This is a genomic window from Gimesia benthica (assembly GCF_009720525.1).
Taxonomy (GTDB): Bacteria; Planctomycetota; Planctomycetia; order Planctomycetales; family Planctomycetaceae; genus Gimesia; species Gimesia benthica.
The window spans coordinates 985,175-1,003,226 of sequence record NZ_CP043930.1 but is presented as its reverse complement, the minus strand read 5'-3'; the positions used below and the strand labels follow the sequence as shown (position 1 = coordinate 1,003,226).

Sequence of the window (18,052 nt, the reverse complement as noted above, 5' to 3'; positions counted from 1 at the left end):
TTTAGTCCAACAGACGGCAGGAGCTCTGCGTGTTTGAGTTTAAAAGGGGCCCTCTGAGTTACGCTTCAAACCCCGGGGGAATGTGGTCTCTCGACTGAAAACGTTCTCCGTCAGGATTGTTTTCATCGACCACCCAGGGATCACCATGATTGTGATACCCGCACTGCTCCCAGTAGCCCGGTTGATCTTCCGCGATGAAATCAATCCGTTTGAGCCACTTGGCACTTTTCCAGGCGTAGAGCAGGGGGACGATCAGCCGCAGTGGACCTCCATGATCTGGATCGAGGGGTGTGCCATCGTGCGTGTCACAGAGCAGTACATCTTCAGACTGGAAGTCGGCCAGGGGAAGGTTGGTCGTCCAGTCGCCATCATAACCGGTGGCGATGACATAGCGGGCCGTCGGTTGTACGCCTGCTCGTTGCATGATCTCACGCGCCGAGACCCCCTCCCAGAGATTTCCCAGACGGGACCAGCGAGTGACACAGTGGAAGTCCGCAAAGACTCGGGTGCGCGGTAACTGTTGATATTCTTCCCAACTGTACGATAGAGGCGTGTCGACCAGGCCTCCAATCTCAATTCGCCAGGTGTCGAGATTTATGGCGGGCACGCTGGTGGCGTGCAGGACCGGCCATTTGCGTGTTCGACTTTGACCGGCGGGGATTCGTTCAGTCCGATGTGTATCTGTACTGACGATAATGTCCAAATCAGGAGCTGGGGGCAGCGGTGGCGGACCAGCCTGGTATTTTTCTTCATCGGGACTGTTCTGCATGTGCAGTCTCCACAGGGGGTTAGGTGTCGTTATGCACTTGGTCTTGCTCTGTGAACTATACGAAATTCGTTGATTTTAGCCAGACGTAGATATTACAAATCCCCCAGACTTGGCACATTGGTTGCAATTCTGTATGACCAATCCTTTCTTTTATTCGAAGTAAACCGCTGGTCAGAAGGCGAGACCGCCATTGACCATATTTTTCAAAATAAATAAACTTCGGAAAGAGAAGAACTTACAAAAATTAAATGTCTTCTGGACCGTCGACGGTAGGAGACCTCGCTCTATTTACGTCGGGCGGGGTGATAATGGGCTCCCTGCCAGTATGACAGTGAGCCCTGACTGCCCGGAAGCAGCAATCGTCTAAATTTTAGAGAATTCGAGTTCGGGTTACATAATGGAATTCCTTGACAAACTGGGTGAGTGGCTGACAACAGTTACGGCATGGTTAGAGCGGTTTCTGACAGGATTGTTTGGCTCTTCTAATGAGCGACAGATCCGCAAACTGGGCTTCGTGCGTGACAAAGACGGCAAAGATGAAATCACTCCCGGTTCCATGCTGGCAGAAATAGACAGCTTCGAACCGGAGCTGATGAAACTGACCGATGAGGAACTGAAACAAACCGCCGACAGATTAAGAGCAAGGCTGGCTGCGGGTGAAACGCTGGACGATATTCTGACCTATGCCTTCGCTGCGGTGCGTGAATCGGCCCGTCGGAATTTGAATATGCGTCACTATCCGGTGCAGATGATTGGTGGTTATTTCCTGCACAAAGGGACGATTGCGGAAATGGTCACCGGAGAAGGTAAGACGCTGGTTTCCTCCCTGCCTGCATTCCTCAACGCACTTTCCGGCAAAGTGCATATCGTCACCGTGAACGATTACCTGGCACTCCGTGATATGGAGTGGATGGGACCAATTCATATCGCTCTGGGACTGACCGTTGGTGCGATTCAGTCGAGGATGGGACCCGAGGAGCGGCAGAAGCACTATGCCTGCGACATCACCTACGGGACGAATAACGAATTTGGTTTCGATTATCTGCGCGACAACATGAAGCCGGTCAAAGAGCTGCAAGTGCAGGGGCCGCTCAATTTTGCTGTCGTGGACGAAATCGATAACATTCTGATCGACGAAGCCCGTACGCCTCTGATTATTTCAGGTCCCGCCCAGGATGATGTTACCAAGTATTCACGGGCAAATTCCGTTGCGTTGAAACTGAAGGTCGGTGAAGACTTTGAAGTCAAAGAAAAAGAACATACCTGTCACCTGACCGACGCTGGTGTGAAACATGCCGAGGAACTGGCAGGTGTAGAAAGCTTCTATACAGCAGGTAATATGGAGTGGCCGCACCTGATCGACAATTCACTCAAGGCACATCATCTCTACAAACGTGATGTGAATTATGTAGTGCAGCAGGGCGAAGTCATCATCGTGGACGATAACACCGGGCGTCTGATGCCTGGTCGTCAATGGGGCGATGGTCTGCATCAGGCAGTCGAAGCCAAAGAAGGGGTTAAAATCAAGGAAGAGTCACAGACTCTGGCCACAATTACCCTGCAGAACTTCTTCAAGCTGTATGACAAGCTGGCCGGGATGACCGGTACTGCGATGACCGAAGCAGAAGAGTTCTGGAAAATCTATAAGCTGGATGTGGTCACGATCCCAACGAACCGTCCGATGCAGAGAATTAACCATCCGGATGTGATCTACCAGACGGAAAAAGAAAAATGGAATGCGATCGCTGATGAAGTTCGCGAGGTCCATGCGACAGGGCGACCAATCCTGGTCGGTACTGTGTCTATTGAGCAGTCTGAAATTGTCAGCCATCGTTTGAGTAAATACGGTATCCCCCACAATGTGCTTAACGCCAAGAATCATGAGCGTGAAGCAGAAATCATTGCACAAGCTGGTCGAAAAGGTGCCGTGACGATTGCCACCAACATGGCCGGTCGTGGTACTGACATCATCCTGGGGGGAAGTGCCGAGCATCTCGCCTGGGAAGAACTGAGCCAGAAATACGACTCCCGAATTGAGATCCCTAAGGCAGAATGGGACTCCAAGGTCAAGGAAATCGAAAAACGGGAAGGGATGGATGTCGAAGGCGAAGAAGTGATGCAACTGGGCGGATTACATGTGATCGGCTCTGAGCGACATGATTCCCGACGTATCGATCTCCAGCTCCGCGGTCGTTCCGGACGTCAGGGGGACCCGGGTTCCAGCCGGTTCTTCCTCTCACTGGAAGACAAACTGATGCGTGTGTTTGCCGGTGAATGGGTGAAAAACATTCTGGCACGTCTGGGCATGGAAGAGGGTGAGGCCATCGAAAGCGGGATGGTTTCCAAGCGAATCGAAGGCGCCCAGAAAAAAGTAGAAGAACGGCATTTTGAGCAACGAAAACACCTGCTCGAATACGACGAAGTGATGGACGAACAACGTAAGAACGTCTATGGCTATCGTCAGCGGATTCTGGATGGGTGTAACTGCCGTGAGCTGATTATTGAAATGATCCAGCGGCAGGTTGATGAAGAAACTGATCGGCTGCTCGACAGCAGTTATCGCTGGGATACGATTGCAGCCTGGTCAACTCAGGAAGCCCATATCGAGGTGGACGCCTCCGACGTCAGGGATATGACCTACGACCAGCTGGTCAGCTTCCTCAAAGACGAAGCTGCCTCACAGGCTGATGACCTGATCGCCGAACAGATCAGTGAAAATCTACCGGAAGAATATGAAGATGACTGGAACTGGCAGGCACTCACGAAATGGGCGAATGCTCATTATGGTCTGAATCTGAATGATCGTGAGCTGAAGAAAATCGGTCGCGATGGGCTGCATCAGTTCCTTTACGATCATGCCTTGAAGGCAATCGAACGAATCGATTTTACTCCGCTGGAAAACTTTCTGGATGAAGACTGGGGGATTCGTTCCCTGTCAGGGTACCTGAATTATCAGTTCGGCCTGGAAGTCGATCCCCAGGAGTTTAAAAATCTGAGTGTTACGGAATCGAAAACGAAGATTCTGGAGAAAGTGAAAGAGCTTTACCACGAAAAAGAAGTGACCTTCCCGGTCACCGTGGGCATGTACAACTTCCTGGGGAATCAGCAACCCGGGAACGAAGCCAACAGCCGCGTGGGACTGGTGAAATGGGCCAATTCCCGTTTCCATTCCGATCTGGATCTGGAAGCACTGAAGGGGAAGCAGGTCAGCGAAATCCAGAAGATTCTCTCCGCTGAAAGCGAAAAGGTCTTCGTCAATGGAGAGGCTTCTACCCGGATTGAGAAATATCTTTCCGAAGCCTATTCGGAAGACCTGCAGGTCATGGGAACACCAGCCGAACATAAGGAATCCACTCTTCAGGAACTCGCTACCTGGGCACAAAAAGAGCTGGAACTGGATGTGACTACAGAAGAGTTGGAGCCACTCTCCACAGATGAAGTCCGGACTCGTCTGTACCAGGCGTACAACAAGCGTTATCGGCCTGAATTAAGCCAGGCTGAGCGTTCTTTGATCCTGGAAGTTCTGGATACATCCTGGAAAGATCACCTGTATTACATGGACCATCTGCGGTCCGGGATTGGACTGGTGGGGTATGCTCAGAAAGATCCCAAGGTCGAATATCGACGCGAAGGGATGAAGGCCTTTGACGCAATGTGGGGACGCATTGGGCAGCAGGTCACATCTGCGATTTTCCGTCTGGAAAAGCAGAGTCCTGATTTCGTTGGGTCCTTGTGGCAGGTCACTTCAACGGTACATGAAGAGGTGACCGACGATTTTGAATATGATGATCCGACAGGCGAGCAGGATAATGCTCCCGAACCGGAACAGCGTTCGATTGAGCCCATTGTAAACGATCAGCCCAAAGTCGGTCGAAATGATCCCTGCCCCTGTGGGAGTGGGAAAAAATATAAGAAGTGTTGCGGCCAGGCCTGATCGGCTCCGGTTTCCAGCCTGTTAATTTCGTAAGGGGAATGGACTCCCGTGCGTTTGGTTTCGTATCTGTTGAACCTGGTTTACGGTCTGCTGCTGATCGCAGTCTCTCCCGTGTTGGCCTACCGTGCTCTGGTATTGAAGAAATATCGCTCAGGCTGGAGCCAGAAGTTTCTCGGTAAGCTACACGAACGTGAAGGGGATCGTCCCTGTTTCTGGTTCCATGCGGTCAGTGTAGGCGAAGTGCTGCAGCTTCCACCACTGCTGACAATTCTGCGTGAACAACATCCGGAACTGGAATTCGTGATCACGACGACTACCCACACTGGGTATGCGGTGGCCCGGGAAAAGTTTCCCGGCCATACGGTATGCTATTTCCCGCTGGACTTCTCCTGGTCCGTAAAACGAGCCCTGCAGCGGATCCGTCCCTCGGCGGTTATCCTGGTTGAAATGGAACTCTGGCCGAACTTTGTACTGGCAGCAGACCGGATGAGGATTCCTGTATCCATCATCAATGGTCGCTTGAGTGAAAAGAGTTTCCGCGGATACTGGCGGTTGCGAGCTCTGATTGGTCCTCTACTGAATCGTCTGGAACTCATGGCTGTTCAGACTGATGCGTATGCAGAGCGGTTTTCGCGGCTGGCCGGAAAGTCTGAGCAGATTCAGGTGACTGGCTCCATCAAATTTGACGGAATTGAAGTAGAGCGAGGTAATCCGCTGACCCGGGAATTACGAGATACTTTTCAGTTGAAGAAGAGAGACATGGTGCTGATCGCGGGCAGTACTCAGGATCCGGAGGAGCGAATTGCGCTGGATGTCTACCTGGAACTCCGTCGGCAGTATCCGGATCTGCGTCTGATCCTCGTGCCGCGGCATCAGGAACGTTTTGAGGAAGTGGCAGCGCTGGTCAGAAGTTACGGCTTGCCTTTGATTTGTCGAAGTCAGCAGTCTGACGAAGATCAGGGTCGATTCATCCCCTTTTCGACTTCGGAAAGACCCCCGATCTGTCTGTTGGATACACTGGGAGAGTTAAAAGCCTGTTGGGGACTGGCCGATTTCGCTTTTGTGGGAGGCAGCCTGACGAAGCGAGGAGGGCAGAATATGATTGAGCCTGCCGGATACGGTGCGGCCTTGTTATTCGGTCCCAATACATGGAATTTTAAGGATATCGTTGCTGCTCTGCTGCAGCATGAGGCGGCAACGGTGGTTCGGAATCAGGCGGAACTCGAAGGACAGCTTACGAACTGGTTGAGGAATCCTGAGGCTGCCCGGGAGCAGGGGAGCAGAGCGCAGGAGTTCGTCCTGAGTCAGCGGGGGGCCACACTGCGGACAGCCGAACTGTTAATGCGGTCACTGAATGAAGCAGCACAGTCTGCCGAAAAGGCTGCTTGATTCAGAGGTTGCAGACGAACTGTCCGGCATAGAAAAATCAGGGAATTCTTTTAAGAAACCTTGCGTAAATCACAGAGCGGGAGTCAAGAAACGCTTGTTGAGTTCTCTGCAAATTTCTACAATTATGCACTGTCTCAGAAATACGGTAGCGTCCGCTGTCTGCGTACGCTGACATGGGACGAAATCTCTTACAGTGGCTCGAGAGATGCTTTGATCAGCCTCAGAGAGCTTGATCCATTTCCTGACCAGGTACAATGCAATTTAAGGGTGGAGTGACGCATGGCTAAATTTTCGTTCACAAGTGAATCTGTCAGTATGGGACATCCTGACAAAGTCTCAGACCAGGTATCCGATGGCATTCTGGATGCACTGCTTGCTGAAGATCCTTACTCACGCGTTGCTTGTGAAACTCTGTGTACCACAGACTTCGTTCTGCTTGCCGGTGAAATTACCAGCAACGCCAACGTCGATTACGAGAAAATTGCCCGCGATGTCATTCGCGATATCGGTTACACCAGCGAAGACATCGGCTTCAACGCAGATACCTGCGAAGTACTGGTTAAATTGCATCAGCAAAGTGCAGATATTGCCCAGGGCGTCGACGCCGAAGGGGCTGGTGACCAGGGGCTGATGTTCGGTTATGCCTGCAATCAGACGGAAGAGTACATGCCGGTACCGATTGCTCTGTCGCACCGCATTCTGAATAAACTGACTGAAATCCGTCAGAACGGTGAAGTGAACTGGCTGCTGCCGGACAGCAAAAGCCAGGTCACTGTCGAATACGAAGACGGCAAACCTGTCGGTGTTTCCGCGGTTGTAGTTTCAACCCAGCACACTGATGAGGTCACTCAGGCTGAAATTCGCGAATTTATCATCGAGAAAGTCATCAAGGATGTCATTCCTGCCGACTTTTTGAATGATGAAACCAAGTATCACATTAATCCGACCGGACGGTTTGTGATCGGCGGACCTCACGGTGACGCTGGTTTGACTGGTCGTAAGATTATTGTCGATACCTATGGTGGCTGGGGCCGTCATGGCGGCGGTGCTTTCAGTGGTAAAGACTCAACCAAAGTAGACCGCTCCGCAGCATACATGGCCCGTTACATTGCCAAGAACATCGTTGCCTCAGGTCTGGCTACGGAGTGTGAAGTTCAGCTTTCCTACGCGATTGGTGTAGTCGAGCCGACCAGCGTGTATGTGGACACCAAGGGAACTTCCGTGATTCCAGAAGAGAAAATTTCTGAACTGGTTCGTGAGCTCTTCCCGCTGAATCCGCAGGGGATCATCGAACACCTGCAGCTGCGTCGTCCCATTTTCAGAAAGACTACCTGGGGCGGACATTTTGGTCGGAACGATCCCGATTTTACCTGGGAAGCTACCGACAAAGCTGCTGAACTGAGAGACGCTGCTGGCCTGGGAAATGAAGTTCCCGAGCCTCAATTTGCCATTTCCTGATTTTCAGCGGATCATTGTTTTTCTGAAATCAGCAACGCCGAGCCTTATGGAGAACGCTCGTCATGAATATTTCAAATCCGAGTATAACTCAGATCAGGGAACGATCCACAGGGGGGAAGTCATCTCAACAGAGGTGGCTTTTCCCTTTTTTGTTTCTCGGTGGGAATCTGCTGATTGCCGTCGGGCTGGTGGTGCTGCGCATCACCGGCTGGTTACAGATCGAAGCGAGTTTTGTGCCTTTGCTGGTCACAGGCGGCCTGCTTTCCGCGTCTGTTGCCCTGGTGTTATTCAGTCTGCATCGGAAACGACTCATTCTTCAGCTTGAGGATCGCAAGCACTTACTCACGCTGGCCCTGGTCTTACCTGTGTTGATCGGGATGCTGGCGATGCATCCGTCTGCGGGACTGTCGTTGCCCGGCATTTATTTCTTTTCACTGACCTATTTCATGGCTTTTGCCGGCGTTCTGGAGTGGCTCAATCGAGAAGCGGTTCATTGGCAGGAGTCTGATCTACTTCCATTTCCAGATGAAGAGTCACCTGTTGCAGATGTCGCTTTGCTGGAAAGCCCAGTGATGGAATCTGCAGGGGATAACGAAGCGTTGTTTGCAGCATTGCTGGAGCGGAGAGAGAGTGCAGGTGACCTCTCTGAAACGCGTTTAGATGATGAAAACTGTTCCCAGTGGATGAATCGTTCAATTGATACAGCAGGTGGGGAAACGGTTGAGGGAGGGATGCAGGTCCGTTTTGCGAGAAATCAGCGGTTGCAGGTGGTGCATGTGAGCCTGAATCCTCCTCTGGAAGGGGTATTATCGATCAGCTGTGAGGTGGAAAACGCAACAGGGACGCGAACCCGGGTTCTGGAAAAGCGAGCGTACGGGGTGAGTATTGAAGTCAAACGTGCCTCAGATCTGGATGAGGAGTTTGAGAGCCTGCTGCACTATCAGATCACCGGTTGTACCGCCAGTGAAGATGTGGCCTGATTTCTGCCGAATTCCCCAGGTGCTGTCATGGCCAGCAGATACGTTCATCCGGCCAGAGAAATAAGAGCAAAATGTGGTAAAATAGGGGTTTATATTTATTTTCAGGGCACAGAATTTTGCCTATATTATAGCTTAGCTGGATTTTTCTAAATTTCGCTAGTTTCCAATTTTATGAATCGCTATACTTTGCGGTCAACGGTCAGCGATTGTGGTCTGCTATGTTGCTGACTATGAAGTGAGACAGGAGTTGTTGCCTGGCTTGCACCCAATCATGACAACTCATTGGTTACTTTGGCGTAAGCGTTTTGGTAATCAGTTAGTGCATCTGCATTTGTCTCAGAATCTTGTTTTGAATAGATTCTGTTCTAAATGGAAATTGTGCTGCATCACGACAGGACGCGTGTTGAATGGAGTTCGAACTCTGCCCGCGTTGCGAGTTTGAAAGAGACTGAATAAGGATGTCAGGAACATGCACAAGATGTCTTTAAAAGTTCAAACAAAAAATCAGGTAAACTCAAACGATCTGGAATCAGTTCTAGACGCGTCCGGGTTATTAGACCAGCAAATAAATCTGGCACCTGAGAATAAAAAAATAGAGAGCAAGCGTGGTCGCCAGGTGATTAGTCAACGAACTAATTCATTGTTGGGGGTCCAGATTGTTTCCAGTGGTTCTTACGTACCCGACAATGTGGTAACGAATCAGGACCTGCAGAAACGGTATGGTTTTGACCCGGAATGGATTGAACAGCGAACGGGAATTCTGGAGCGTCGACATGCTCCTGAGGGAATTGCAACCAGCGATCTCTGCTATGAAGCGGCACAAAAGGCAATTCGTGCTGCCCGCGTGAACCCGGAAGACATCGACCTGTTGATCGTGGGAACGTTCACTCCCGATTTTCAGTGTCCCTCCGTAGCCTGCCTGGTACAGGACCGTCTCGGACTGGATGCACCTGCCCTTGATCTGCAGGCTGCCTGTGCTGGATTCATGTATGCACTGGTGACCGCAGCTCAGTACGTCGCGACCGGTAACAGCAAACTGGCTCTGGTCATCGGTGGTGACTGTAACAGCCGGATTGTCAATCCGGAAGACCGCAGGGTCGCTCCTCTGTTCGGTGATGGTGCTGGAGCTGTGCTCCTGGCCAAAGGTGATCCGCATCAGGGATTGACCTGTTATCAGACCGGATCAGATGGCAGTGGCTGTTCGCTTCTGGATCGTCCCGCTGGGGGAACCCGTAATCCGGCTACCGCGGAAGATATTCAAGAAGGGCGGCATTTCCTGAATATGGACGGCCGCAGCGTCTTTAAGTGGGCTGTTCGTACTGTCGCTGATTCCATCGATCTGATGCTGACCAAAACCGGTATGAGCGTGCACGATGTTGATCTGTTTTTAATGCATCAGGCCAACATCCGCATTATTGATTCCGCCTGCGATCAGCTGGGGATTCCCCGTGAAAAGGTCTACAATAACCTTGATCGCTATGGTAACACCTCCGGCGGTTCAATTCCCATCGTTCTGGATGAAGCCTTCAATGCTGGCCGCATTAACCGGGGAGATACAATCCTCCTGAGCGGCTTTGGTGCCGGTCTGGCCTGGGGAACTGGTCTGTTCCGCTGGTAACCCAGACCTTAAGTCCGCTCAATTTTGCCCGCTGGCTTAATCAGCGTCACGCTGTGTTCCGGAATCCTTATTCTGACGGTGTCTGGTTTTCGTCAGTGGGAGACTCTTCGGGTTCCACAGGACGTTCGATGATGGGTTCGCCTGATTTCGCGACGCCAGCCAGTGGAAGCTCGTCTGTCTGTTCCTGGTCTTCATCTGCCACATAGACGTGATCCAGCGGCGTTCCATCGTCACACTTGCGGAGCAGGAAGTAGACGATGGTACTGCCAGACCAGAAGAAGCTGATAACGAAGCCTGAGAACAGCAGATTCAGGATAGAGCCCCAGCCAATGGATATCGTTGCAGCCAGAGTCGGCTGCTCCTGCTGAAAGAGTTTTTGTGCATGTTCGCTGCCCATGCCCCAGCTGACTCCCCAGAAAGCCAGGTACGACATCACCTGCAACAGAACCGCAGCAAAAAACAGACAGACAGCCCCGTAACAAAGCACAACGACTGTCAGCCAGAGAAAATACCAGATCCGGCCAAACAAGTAGCTGAAGATCCGGCTCAGGCCATCGAAACCATCGCTGTCTTCCACGCTGATGGTAGTCATCATCAGCGGCCAGCCCGCCAGTGTCACCAGCAGGATGAGGGTCAGCACAAAGGCAAACAGGAAGGCAAGTCCCCAGAGGAGGCTTACGATCACTCCGCCGGCACCGGGGATGTTGCCAAACAGGCCGATCAGCAGGCAAAGCACCCAGAAAAAGCCCATTCCAGCGAAGGGGAGCAGGGGGGCGCTAACCAGTGACAAAATTCGTTTCAGTGAAAATCCCAACGCGGCCCGACAGCCAATATGGTCCTCCTGGGCAAACTGGATCGCTGCAATGCGGGTAATCGCGCCTCCAAAAACGGCCCAGACAATGACGGCCCATAAGAGCTGAGTCGTCGCATAGGCCAGGGCACTCCAACTGGCGCCTGTTTCAAACAGCGTCAGCACCGGTCTGGTAAAGAACCCCATGGGTTCCAGCAGAGTCGCAGGGGATAAGAGTTCTCCCGAGGGAGAAGTCGATAGTCCACTCAATCGCTCAGGGGTCAGAGATTCGGATACCACGCCAGCTGAAGGAGGCGGAAACTGGATTGTGTGTTGAACCGCAACGACACCTGCTGACGCGGGCGCCTCTGGTGCGAATGGAAGTTTATTGAACAGGTAGTTTCCCAGCGAAAGCATCAGCAGGCCGGCGACTGCGAGCAGGATCTTCTGGAAATCAACCGCCAGTCGGAAGGTGCGAAACAGATGCAGCCAGGGAAACAGGATTTTATAGGGTATCGGTTGCGTGAGTGGCGATGTTTTTTGATTCATCTTCATTAGAATGACGATCCACAGGAGATGAGGCAGATGTTGATCTGGTTGCAGAGAGCAGATTGAGAACGGACGCTCTCGGCCCGACTGTTCAATTGAGGCGTATTATAGACAGTCAGGCAGAAATGATGCTATGTCAGACTGCGATCTAACGCATTTCTCAGACAGATTTTACCGTTTGGCCGTTCAGTTTCGGTTCAGCAACGGGCTCTGTGGCTGGCCGCGCGGTTTGTTTCGCGTCCGGAGTGCAGGACTGGTAAATCAGCGGGATGGCCAGCAGGGTAATTAGAGTGCCTGCGAGCAAGCCTCCGACAACGACTCGTGCCATCGGGGCCTGCAGTTCGCCTCCCTCACCCCAGCCCAGTGAAATCGGGATCATGGCCAGCACGGTGGTCAGTGTGGTCATGAGAATGGGCCGGAAGCGGCGTGTCGCTGCCTGCAGAATCAGCTCAGATGTCGGTTTTTCAGGATGCCGGCGTTTCAACTGGTTGATGTAATCCACCAGGACGATCGCATTATTGACGACGATCCCCGAGAGAACGACGATGCCGATGAAGGATTGCACATTCAGAGTCGTTTCTGTGAAAACAAAAACCCAGATGACACCGATCATACCCAGTGGGACAGCGAACAGAATATAAAATGGATCACGGAGCGATTCGTACTGCGAAGCCATGATCATGTACATCAGAATAATCGCCAGGACGAATCCCTGTTGCAGGGCACTGAAGCTTTTCTGTTGCTCTTCCCAGTCCCCGGCGACGCTGACTGAGAAACCAGATGGGATCTGAATCGCGTTCAGATTATCTTCCAGTTCCGGGACGATGCTGCCCAGGTCCCGTCCTTCGACATCAGCAAAAATTCGCAACACCCGCTGCTGGTTGTGCCGTTCAATCACAACTGGTGCATCATCAGATTCAAATTTAAGAAGATTTTTGAGTGGGATTGTGCGACCGTCGGCCGTCGTGACGCCGACCTGCTGGACGTCGCCGATCTGGTTGCGGTCTTCCTCTCGGAGTCGTACCATGACGGGGAATTCGTCCCCTTCTTCACGGTAGAGCGTGGCTTCCGTTCCGCGGATGGTGGTTTCCAGGGTCTGGGCGATGTCCTGCACGCTGATTTTCAACAGGCCTGCTTTTTCACGGTCAATCGAAGCAGTCAATTCGGGACGCTGATCTGAAATTTCTGCTTCGACATTGATCAATCCGGGAGTCGACTTCATGACGCCGACAACCTGCTCCACAATCTGTTGAGCTAGTTGCATATTGTGACCGGCAACCTGTACGACCAGGTCACCACCCCCTCTACGACCAATCATGCGCATGACCATCATTTCGGTTTGCGCTTTGACCTGCACTTTCATGCCGGGGATTGGACCGATGGCATCGTCGAGGGCTTTGCGGATTTCCTCAATTCCTCGTTTTCGCTCTGTTCTCGGAGAGAGTTTGATGCGGAGCGTGGTACGGTTCCAGCGGTCTGCGTCATCAGCGCTATCGCCGATAAAGGATGCGATGGCAAGCGCTTCCGGGACGGATTCGATGGTTGCCTGTTCGAGAATCCGGGTCTGTTGATCGAGTTTTTTCAGCTGGATTCCTGCCGCCATCGAGGAATAGACATTGATGGCTGCTTCATCCGTTTTGGGAAGAAACTCGGTTTTAATCCGCGGGATCAGGCCGAGTGTGGTTGTAAAGCAGAGCAGCAGTAGAAAACCGATCAGAACTACATGTTTCAGGCTGAATTTTAATATCCGCTCATAGATCCGCTCCAGTAAGAGAAGCATGCGATGGTTCAGATTGTGGAACCCGTCTATCAGTGCAAACCAGGGGCGGGTCCAGCGGGAATGGGTTTTCGGGGTCTGATCAGGAATCCAGTAGGCGCTCATGACAGGAGTCAGAGTCAGGCTGGCAAACAGAGAGCAGATCAGCGAGAAACCGACAACCCATGCCAGTTGATGCAACAGAATCCCGGTGGTCCCCTGGATGAAGATCAAGGGCAGGAAGATGATCAGTGTGGTCATTGTGCTGGCGATAATCGCCCCCGAGACTTCCTCGGTACCTTCGATGGCGGCGGTTTTGGCATCCAGACCGTCTTCCCGTTTGCGGAAAATGCTTTCCAGCACCACGATGGAATTATCGACCAGCATGCCTACTCCGAGAGCCAGACCACCGAACGAAATAATATTCAGTGTGAAGCCCTGGAAGTAGATCAGAATGAAGGTGGCCAGAACCGAGAGGGGCATACAGACCCCAATCACCAGCATGCTGCGGAAACTGCGCAGGAAGAGAATCAGGACTATGAAGGCCAGTCCCATACCATACAAGGCAGCCTGCTGGATGTTGGCGATTGACTGCCGGATGTATTCCGAGTTGTCGACCCGAATGCTCAGTTGTACGTCGGGCATCGATTTGTTGACGCGTTCGAGCTGTTTCTGCACCAGATCACTGACGCTGATTGTATTGGCGCCTGATTGCTTATAAACGTAGAGCAGGATCCCCGGTTTGCCGTTCATGCGGGTGAGCTCGGTTCGCTCTTTTTCGCCATCAACGACATTGGCGATATCCCGGACATGCACTGTTGCGCCGGATTGTTCGCGGACAACCGTATTTTCGATTTGCTCCAGGCTGGTGAATTCACCCTGGCTGCGGATGAGTAAATTCAGGTTACCTTCTTCGTAGTTTCCCGCTGGTTGATTAATGTTTTCCTGCTTCAGGGCATTGACGACTTCATTCACACCCATGTTGAGTGATTCGAGCTTGCTGCGATCCAGGTCAATCTGGATCTCGCGTTCAATACCACCCCGCATCCGTAGTCGGGCCACACCTTCCAGCTGCTCGAACTGGGGAATGATCTGATTTTCGGTCAGTTGCGACAGGGTAATGGGGTCGAGTTCACTGTTCAGGCCCAGGTAAATAATCGGCCGGTCAGCGACGTCGAAATGTCGGATATAAGGATCCTCTGCCCCTTCCGGCAGTGAGTTGCGGAGCTTATTCAACGCGTCGCGCACTTCGTTGATTGCCAGGGTCAGATCGGTGCCCCACTGGAACTGCAGTCGAACCGTGCTGCTGCCTTCCATGCTGCTGCTGAGGATATTTTCAATTCCAGAAACCGAGCTCAGGGTCTGCTCGATCGGTCGGGTGATCAGCGTTTCCGCTTCGTTGGGCCCCGCACCTTCATAGATGGTAATTACGCTGATGCTGGGATTCTGAATGTCCGGCATCAGGTCGACCGCCAGCTGCGACAACGAAACACACCCCAACATGACCAGCACAAGCGAGGCCATCAGGGTTGAGATCGGTCGGTGAACTGCCAGTCGAGTCAGGGACATATCGATGCTTTTCCGGGTAGATCAGTTAAAAGCAGGAGGTCCTTCTCACATGCTGGCTGATAGTAGGCTTACAGGTTCGTTTTCTCGGGCAGGGCGGGAGGAGCCTGAAGAATCTGATCCATGGGGACTTCCACAGGTGTCACCGTCTGTCCTTCATCTACCAGGCGGTTTCCCAGAGTGATCACCAGATCTTCCGCATTGATACCAGAGAGAATCTCCACCATTTCTCCATCGTTGATACCGACTTCAATGTTGCGGCGATGGGTCATCGGGGGATTCCCTCCAATGATAAAGACTGCAGAACCCGGGCCATCCTTGCGGCGGGTCAGTGAGGCGATCGGCAGTACTTTGGTTTCCGGGCGATGTTCAAAGACAATCTGCACGCGGGCGTGCATCCCCGGCTTCAAAGAAAAATCTTCGTTGGGAATTTCGATGTGAACGGCGGCGGTCCTGGTTTGTGGATCCATTACAGGCGCTTTGCGTTTAACGTGGCCTGAAAAAGTCTGGTCGGGAAACGTATCGACGGTGATGGCCGCCTGCTGACCGATTTTGACATCCTCGTAATCTTTCTCCACGATATGCACTACGGTGCGAACGTGATCCAGATTAACAATTTTCATCAGTGCGACATCCGGTTTGGCCAAGTCGCCAATATCGACCAGCCTTTCAGCAAGAAATCCACTGGTGGGAGCAATGATTTTGTTTTCCTGCAAACGCAGTCGACTTTGTTCCAGATCGGCTCCCGCCTGATCGACGCGTGCCTGTTCCAGTTCCGTTTGCGCTTCCTGGATTGCCAGGCTGGCCTGTGCTTCTTCCATCTGCTGACGAGTACTGACGCCTGACTTCTGCAGTACCAGCAGTCGGTCATAGGCCTTCCGGGCGAGTTCCTGAGAAGTAATTTGTGCTTTTAACTGTGCCTTGGCGACACTGAGAGCAGCTTCTGCCTTCGATACCAGTTCCCGGTTCTCTGAATCATTCAGCTCCAGAATGACATCTCCTTCCTTGATCCGGTCGCCGACGTCAAAGGGCATCGACTTGATGTAGCCACTGTAACGCGTCCGGACTTCTACCTGAGAACCTGCTTCCAGGTTACCGACGAGGTTAATCCGTTTTTCGAGGGTTTTGGTAGTAGAGCGGGTGACCTGAACTGCGATCGGTTCGGGGATGATAGTTTTGGTTGGGACCTGGACATCTTTGACGGATTTGTCATAGACCAGCCATCCGACAACCATGGCAATCGCTGTGCAGGCGGGCGCAATCAGAACTTTCATCTGTTATGTATCTCCGGTTGTGTGAACCGTAGCAGGAACAGACCCCAGGCACAGGATTACTCGTAGAGCGGATCTATGCTGAAACAGTTCCTGTTAATGACAGCAGAGCATGAACTCTGTTGTGCTATCAGGCAGGTTAACGGTTATCGTTAATAGACAATCCATGGGAGTGTTTTGGCCCTCGGGATTGTCTGGGAGGTAGTTTGCAGGCGGGATTGACCACTTGTAAAAGCAGTCAACTCTGCCTTCCTATTAGAACTATATCGGTCAGAGAATTCAAGATGTTTGTCGAACAGAAGTCCCTTGTTTAATTATTCTTCTGTTTATGAAATCAGGGACCGTTGGTTCCTGTTTTCCCGGTGTTTCTGTGTTAGAATCCACGCCAGCTGCCGAATTTTGCAACAATCGTAAGAAATTAGCGATATTTGACAATTTAAACAGTTTCACAAACCTGTGAGTATGCTTCGAGAAGGGGAATATTATGGATTTAATGAGTACGATTGCCGGTTCGATGATGGAAGGCTATTTTCCAGCCGGCTGGGATCTGACCAAAATTGATCAGTGCATGAGTGCCGATCCGACTACAATTACAGATCGTCAACCATGGTGGCACGAGAAGTTTGAGCCCGTCATGTGCGGCAGTGTTACTGATTTCGATACAATCATGGGTCACGAGATTGCTCTGACGATCAAACAGTCGCGTGATGCAGGCGAAAAGCTGGCATTGATTCTGCCCGTGGGACCGATGGGCATGTATCGCTGGGCTGTTTACTTCCTCAAAGAATGGGGTGTTTCCTGCGATCATGTTTACGGATTCAACATGGATGAATGGAGCGATGCCGAAGGAAATACACTTCCGCCAGATAATCCGGGTGCATTCCAGTATGCCATGAAAGAAGCCTTCTACGGTCCTTTAGGCGAACTGACTGTTCCGGAAAACCAGCGTCACTTCGCTACGCCAGATGTCCTGCCCACCTATGCGGAAAAAATTGGTGAGCTTAAAGCCGCCGGCGCAAAACTGGGTGTGATTTTCGGAATTGGTCGCGTCTGTCACATTGCATTCTGGGAACCTCACTTTGCAGGTGAGTTTAATTCAGAGGAAGAATGGAAAGCACAGACACACCGGATTGGTGCTAAACTGCATCCGCTGACCATTGAGCAGAATGCCGTGACCAGCTTCAAGAGCCGCACGACCCTGGTTCCTGCTTACGCGAATACCATTGGTCCAGGTTGCTTCCTCAACGCCGACAAGATCATCGGCGGCTGCGACGGGATCTTCTCACGTGGAATGCAGTGGCAGGGAATGAGCGTCTGGATGACTCTGCGTCATGAACCGACCAGCTGGATTCCTTCGACCTACATGACAACTCAACCCGGTCGTCTGATCATTCTGGATGAACTGGCTGGCCCGCTGGTAGCAGAATGTAACTAAGGTCAAAGCTGACCAATCATAAAGACCTGAATAGAGCAGGGGCCCCTCAGAATCACTTCTGAGGGGCCCCTGTTTCGTTTGTGATTCCCGGATGACTGTTATTTGGCGGTCTGTTCGAGCACCGATTCGTGAACGTAGATGGGCAGGTGGGGTTCGAAGTGAATCGACAAAGCGATTGCATCACTGGGGCGACTGTCGATTTCAATCAACTCACCATCCTGATCGACGCGGAGGACCGCATAGTAGGTATGATCTTCCAGGTGTGTGATTACGATGTCTTTCAGCGTACCGCCTAGAGATTCGATAGTGTTCTTGAGCAGATCGTGAGTCAAAGGCCGCTGGGGCTTGAACTCATTGTTGACACGACGCTCGATGGTTGTCGCCTCAAAAATACCGATCAGAATCGGAAAGACCCGGTCTCCCTCGACTTCACGCAGGTAGATTACCTGCTGGTCACCGATCTCGCTGATAATGATGCGAGATAACTCCATTTCAACTAGCAAGAGAACCTCCTGAGGTCAGCCCCGCGTCAGCAGA

At 51.9% G+C, this 18,052-nt stretch carries 11 protein-coding genes; 6 read left to right on the top strand and 5 right to left on the bottom strand.

What is annotated here, in order from left to right:
* Positions 1-58: 58 nt before the first annotated feature.
* Positions 59-769, bottom strand: coding sequence for a sulfite oxidase-like oxidoreductase (locus tag F1728_RS04060; RefSeq protein WP_155363002.1), 711 nt, complete (start codon positions 767-769; stop codon positions 59-61).
* Between the two features lie 397 nt (positions 770-1,166).
* Here F1728_RS04060 and secA point away from each other — a divergent pair, with 397 nt between their 5' ends.
* The 5 genes from secA (at position 1,167) to F1728_RS04035 (ending at position 10,148) form a co-directional block, all read left to right on the top strand.
* Positions 1,167-4,703 carry a preprotein translocase subunit SecA gene (gene secA, locus F1728_RS04055; protein ID WP_155363001.1) on the top strand — a complete coding sequence of 1,179 codons (3,537 nt, stop codon included), beginning with the start codon at positions 1,167-1,169 and terminating at the stop codon, positions 4,701-4,703.
* A gap of 48 nt (positions 4,704-4,751) precedes the next feature.
* Entirely contained in the window at positions 4,752-6,092 is a 1,341-nt protein-coding gene (locus tag F1728_RS04050) for a 3-deoxy-D-manno-octulosonic acid transferase (protein WP_155363000.1), read from the top strand.
* A 279-nt stretch (positions 6,093-6,371) separates the two neighbouring features.
* The gene (gene metK, locus F1728_RS04045; protein ID WP_155362999.1) at positions 6,372-7,550 is read left to right on the top strand and encodes a methionine adenosyltransferase; all 1,179 of its coding nucleotides are present in this window, start codon (positions 6,372-6,374) and stop codon (positions 7,548-7,550) included.
* 149 nt (positions 7,551-7,699) lie between these two features.
* A complete protein-coding gene (locus F1728_RS04040) occupies positions 7,700-8,530 on the top strand; it encodes a hypothetical protein (protein WP_155362998.1) in 831 nt (276 codons plus the stop codon).
* 478 nt (positions 8,531-9,008) lie between these two features.
* Complete coding sequence (locus F1728_RS04035) at positions 9,009-10,148, top strand: 3-oxoacyl-ACP synthase III family protein (protein WP_194242673.1); 1,140 nt, start codon at positions 9,009-9,011, stop codon at positions 10,146-10,148.
* Between the two features lie 67 nt (positions 10,149-10,215).
* On the opposite strand, the gene F1728_RS04030 is transcribed toward F1728_RS04035, so the two are convergent.
* The 3 genes from F1728_RS04030 to F1728_RS04020 form a co-directional block, all read right to left on the bottom strand.
* Positions 10,216-11,493 carry a hypothetical protein gene (locus F1728_RS04030; protein ID WP_155362996.1) on the bottom strand — a complete coding sequence of 426 codons (1,278 nt, stop codon included), beginning with the start codon at positions 11,491-11,493 and terminating at the stop codon, positions 10,216-10,218.
* A gap of 154 nt (positions 11,494-11,647) precedes the next feature.
* Positions 11,648-14,812 carry an efflux RND transporter permease subunit gene (locus F1728_RS04025; protein ID WP_155362995.1) on the bottom strand — a complete coding sequence of 1,055 codons (3,165 nt, stop codon included), beginning with the start codon at positions 14,810-14,812 and terminating at the stop codon, positions 11,648-11,650.
* 68 nt (positions 14,813-14,880) lie between these two features.
* Complete coding sequence (locus F1728_RS04020) at positions 14,881-16,083, bottom strand: efflux RND transporter periplasmic adaptor subunit (RefSeq protein ID WP_155362994.1); 1,203 nt, start codon at positions 16,081-16,083, stop codon at positions 14,881-14,883.
* Between the two features lie 481 nt (positions 16,084-16,564).
* Here F1728_RS04020 and F1728_RS04015 point away from each other — a divergent pair, with 481 nt between their 5' ends.
* Positions 16,565-17,515: a sugar phosphate isomerase family gene (locus F1728_RS04015; protein ID WP_145039287.1), complete on the top strand. Its 951-nt coding sequence runs from the start codon at positions 16,565-16,567 to the stop codon at positions 17,513-17,515.
* 98 nt (positions 17,516-17,613) lie between these two features.
* Here the strand turns inward: F1728_RS04015 and F1728_RS04010 are convergent, their stop codons facing one another.
* Positions 17,614-18,018: a bifunctional nuclease family protein gene (locus tag F1728_RS04010; protein ID WP_155362993.1), complete on the bottom strand. Its 405-nt coding sequence runs from the start codon at positions 18,016-18,018 to the stop codon at positions 17,614-17,616.
* Between the last annotated feature and the right edge of the window lie 34 nt (positions 18,019-18,052).

Coding starts and splice junctions, on each gene's coding strand:
- F1728_RS04060 (WP_155363002.1), bottom strand. CDS start 769: ATGCAGAACAGTCCCGATGAAGAAAAATACCAGGCTGGTCCGCCACCG.
- secA (WP_155363001.1), top strand. CDS start 1,167: ATGGAATTCCTTGACAAACTGGGTGAGTGGCTGACAACAGTTACGGCA.
- metK (WP_155362999.1), top strand. CDS start 6,372: ATGGCTAAATTTTCGTTCACAAGTGAATCTGTCAGTATGGGACATCCT.
- F1728_RS04035 (WP_194242673.1), top strand. CDS start 9,009: ATGTCTTTAAAAGTTCAAACAAAAAATCAGGTAAACTCAAACGATCTG.
- F1728_RS04030 (WP_155362996.1), bottom strand. CDS start 11,493: ATGAAGATGAATCAAAAAACATCGCCACTCACGCAACCGATACCCTAT.
- F1728_RS04025 (WP_155362995.1), bottom strand. CDS start 14,812: ATGTCCCTGACTCGACTGGCAGTTCACCGACCGATCTCAACCCTGATG.
- F1728_RS04020 (WP_155362994.1), bottom strand. CDS start 16,083: ATGAAAGTTCTGATTGCGCCCGCCTGCACAGCGATTGCCATGGTTGTC.
- F1728_RS04015 (WP_145039287.1), top strand. CDS start 16,565: ATGGATTTAATGAGTACGATTGCCGGTTCGATGATGGAAGGCTATTTT.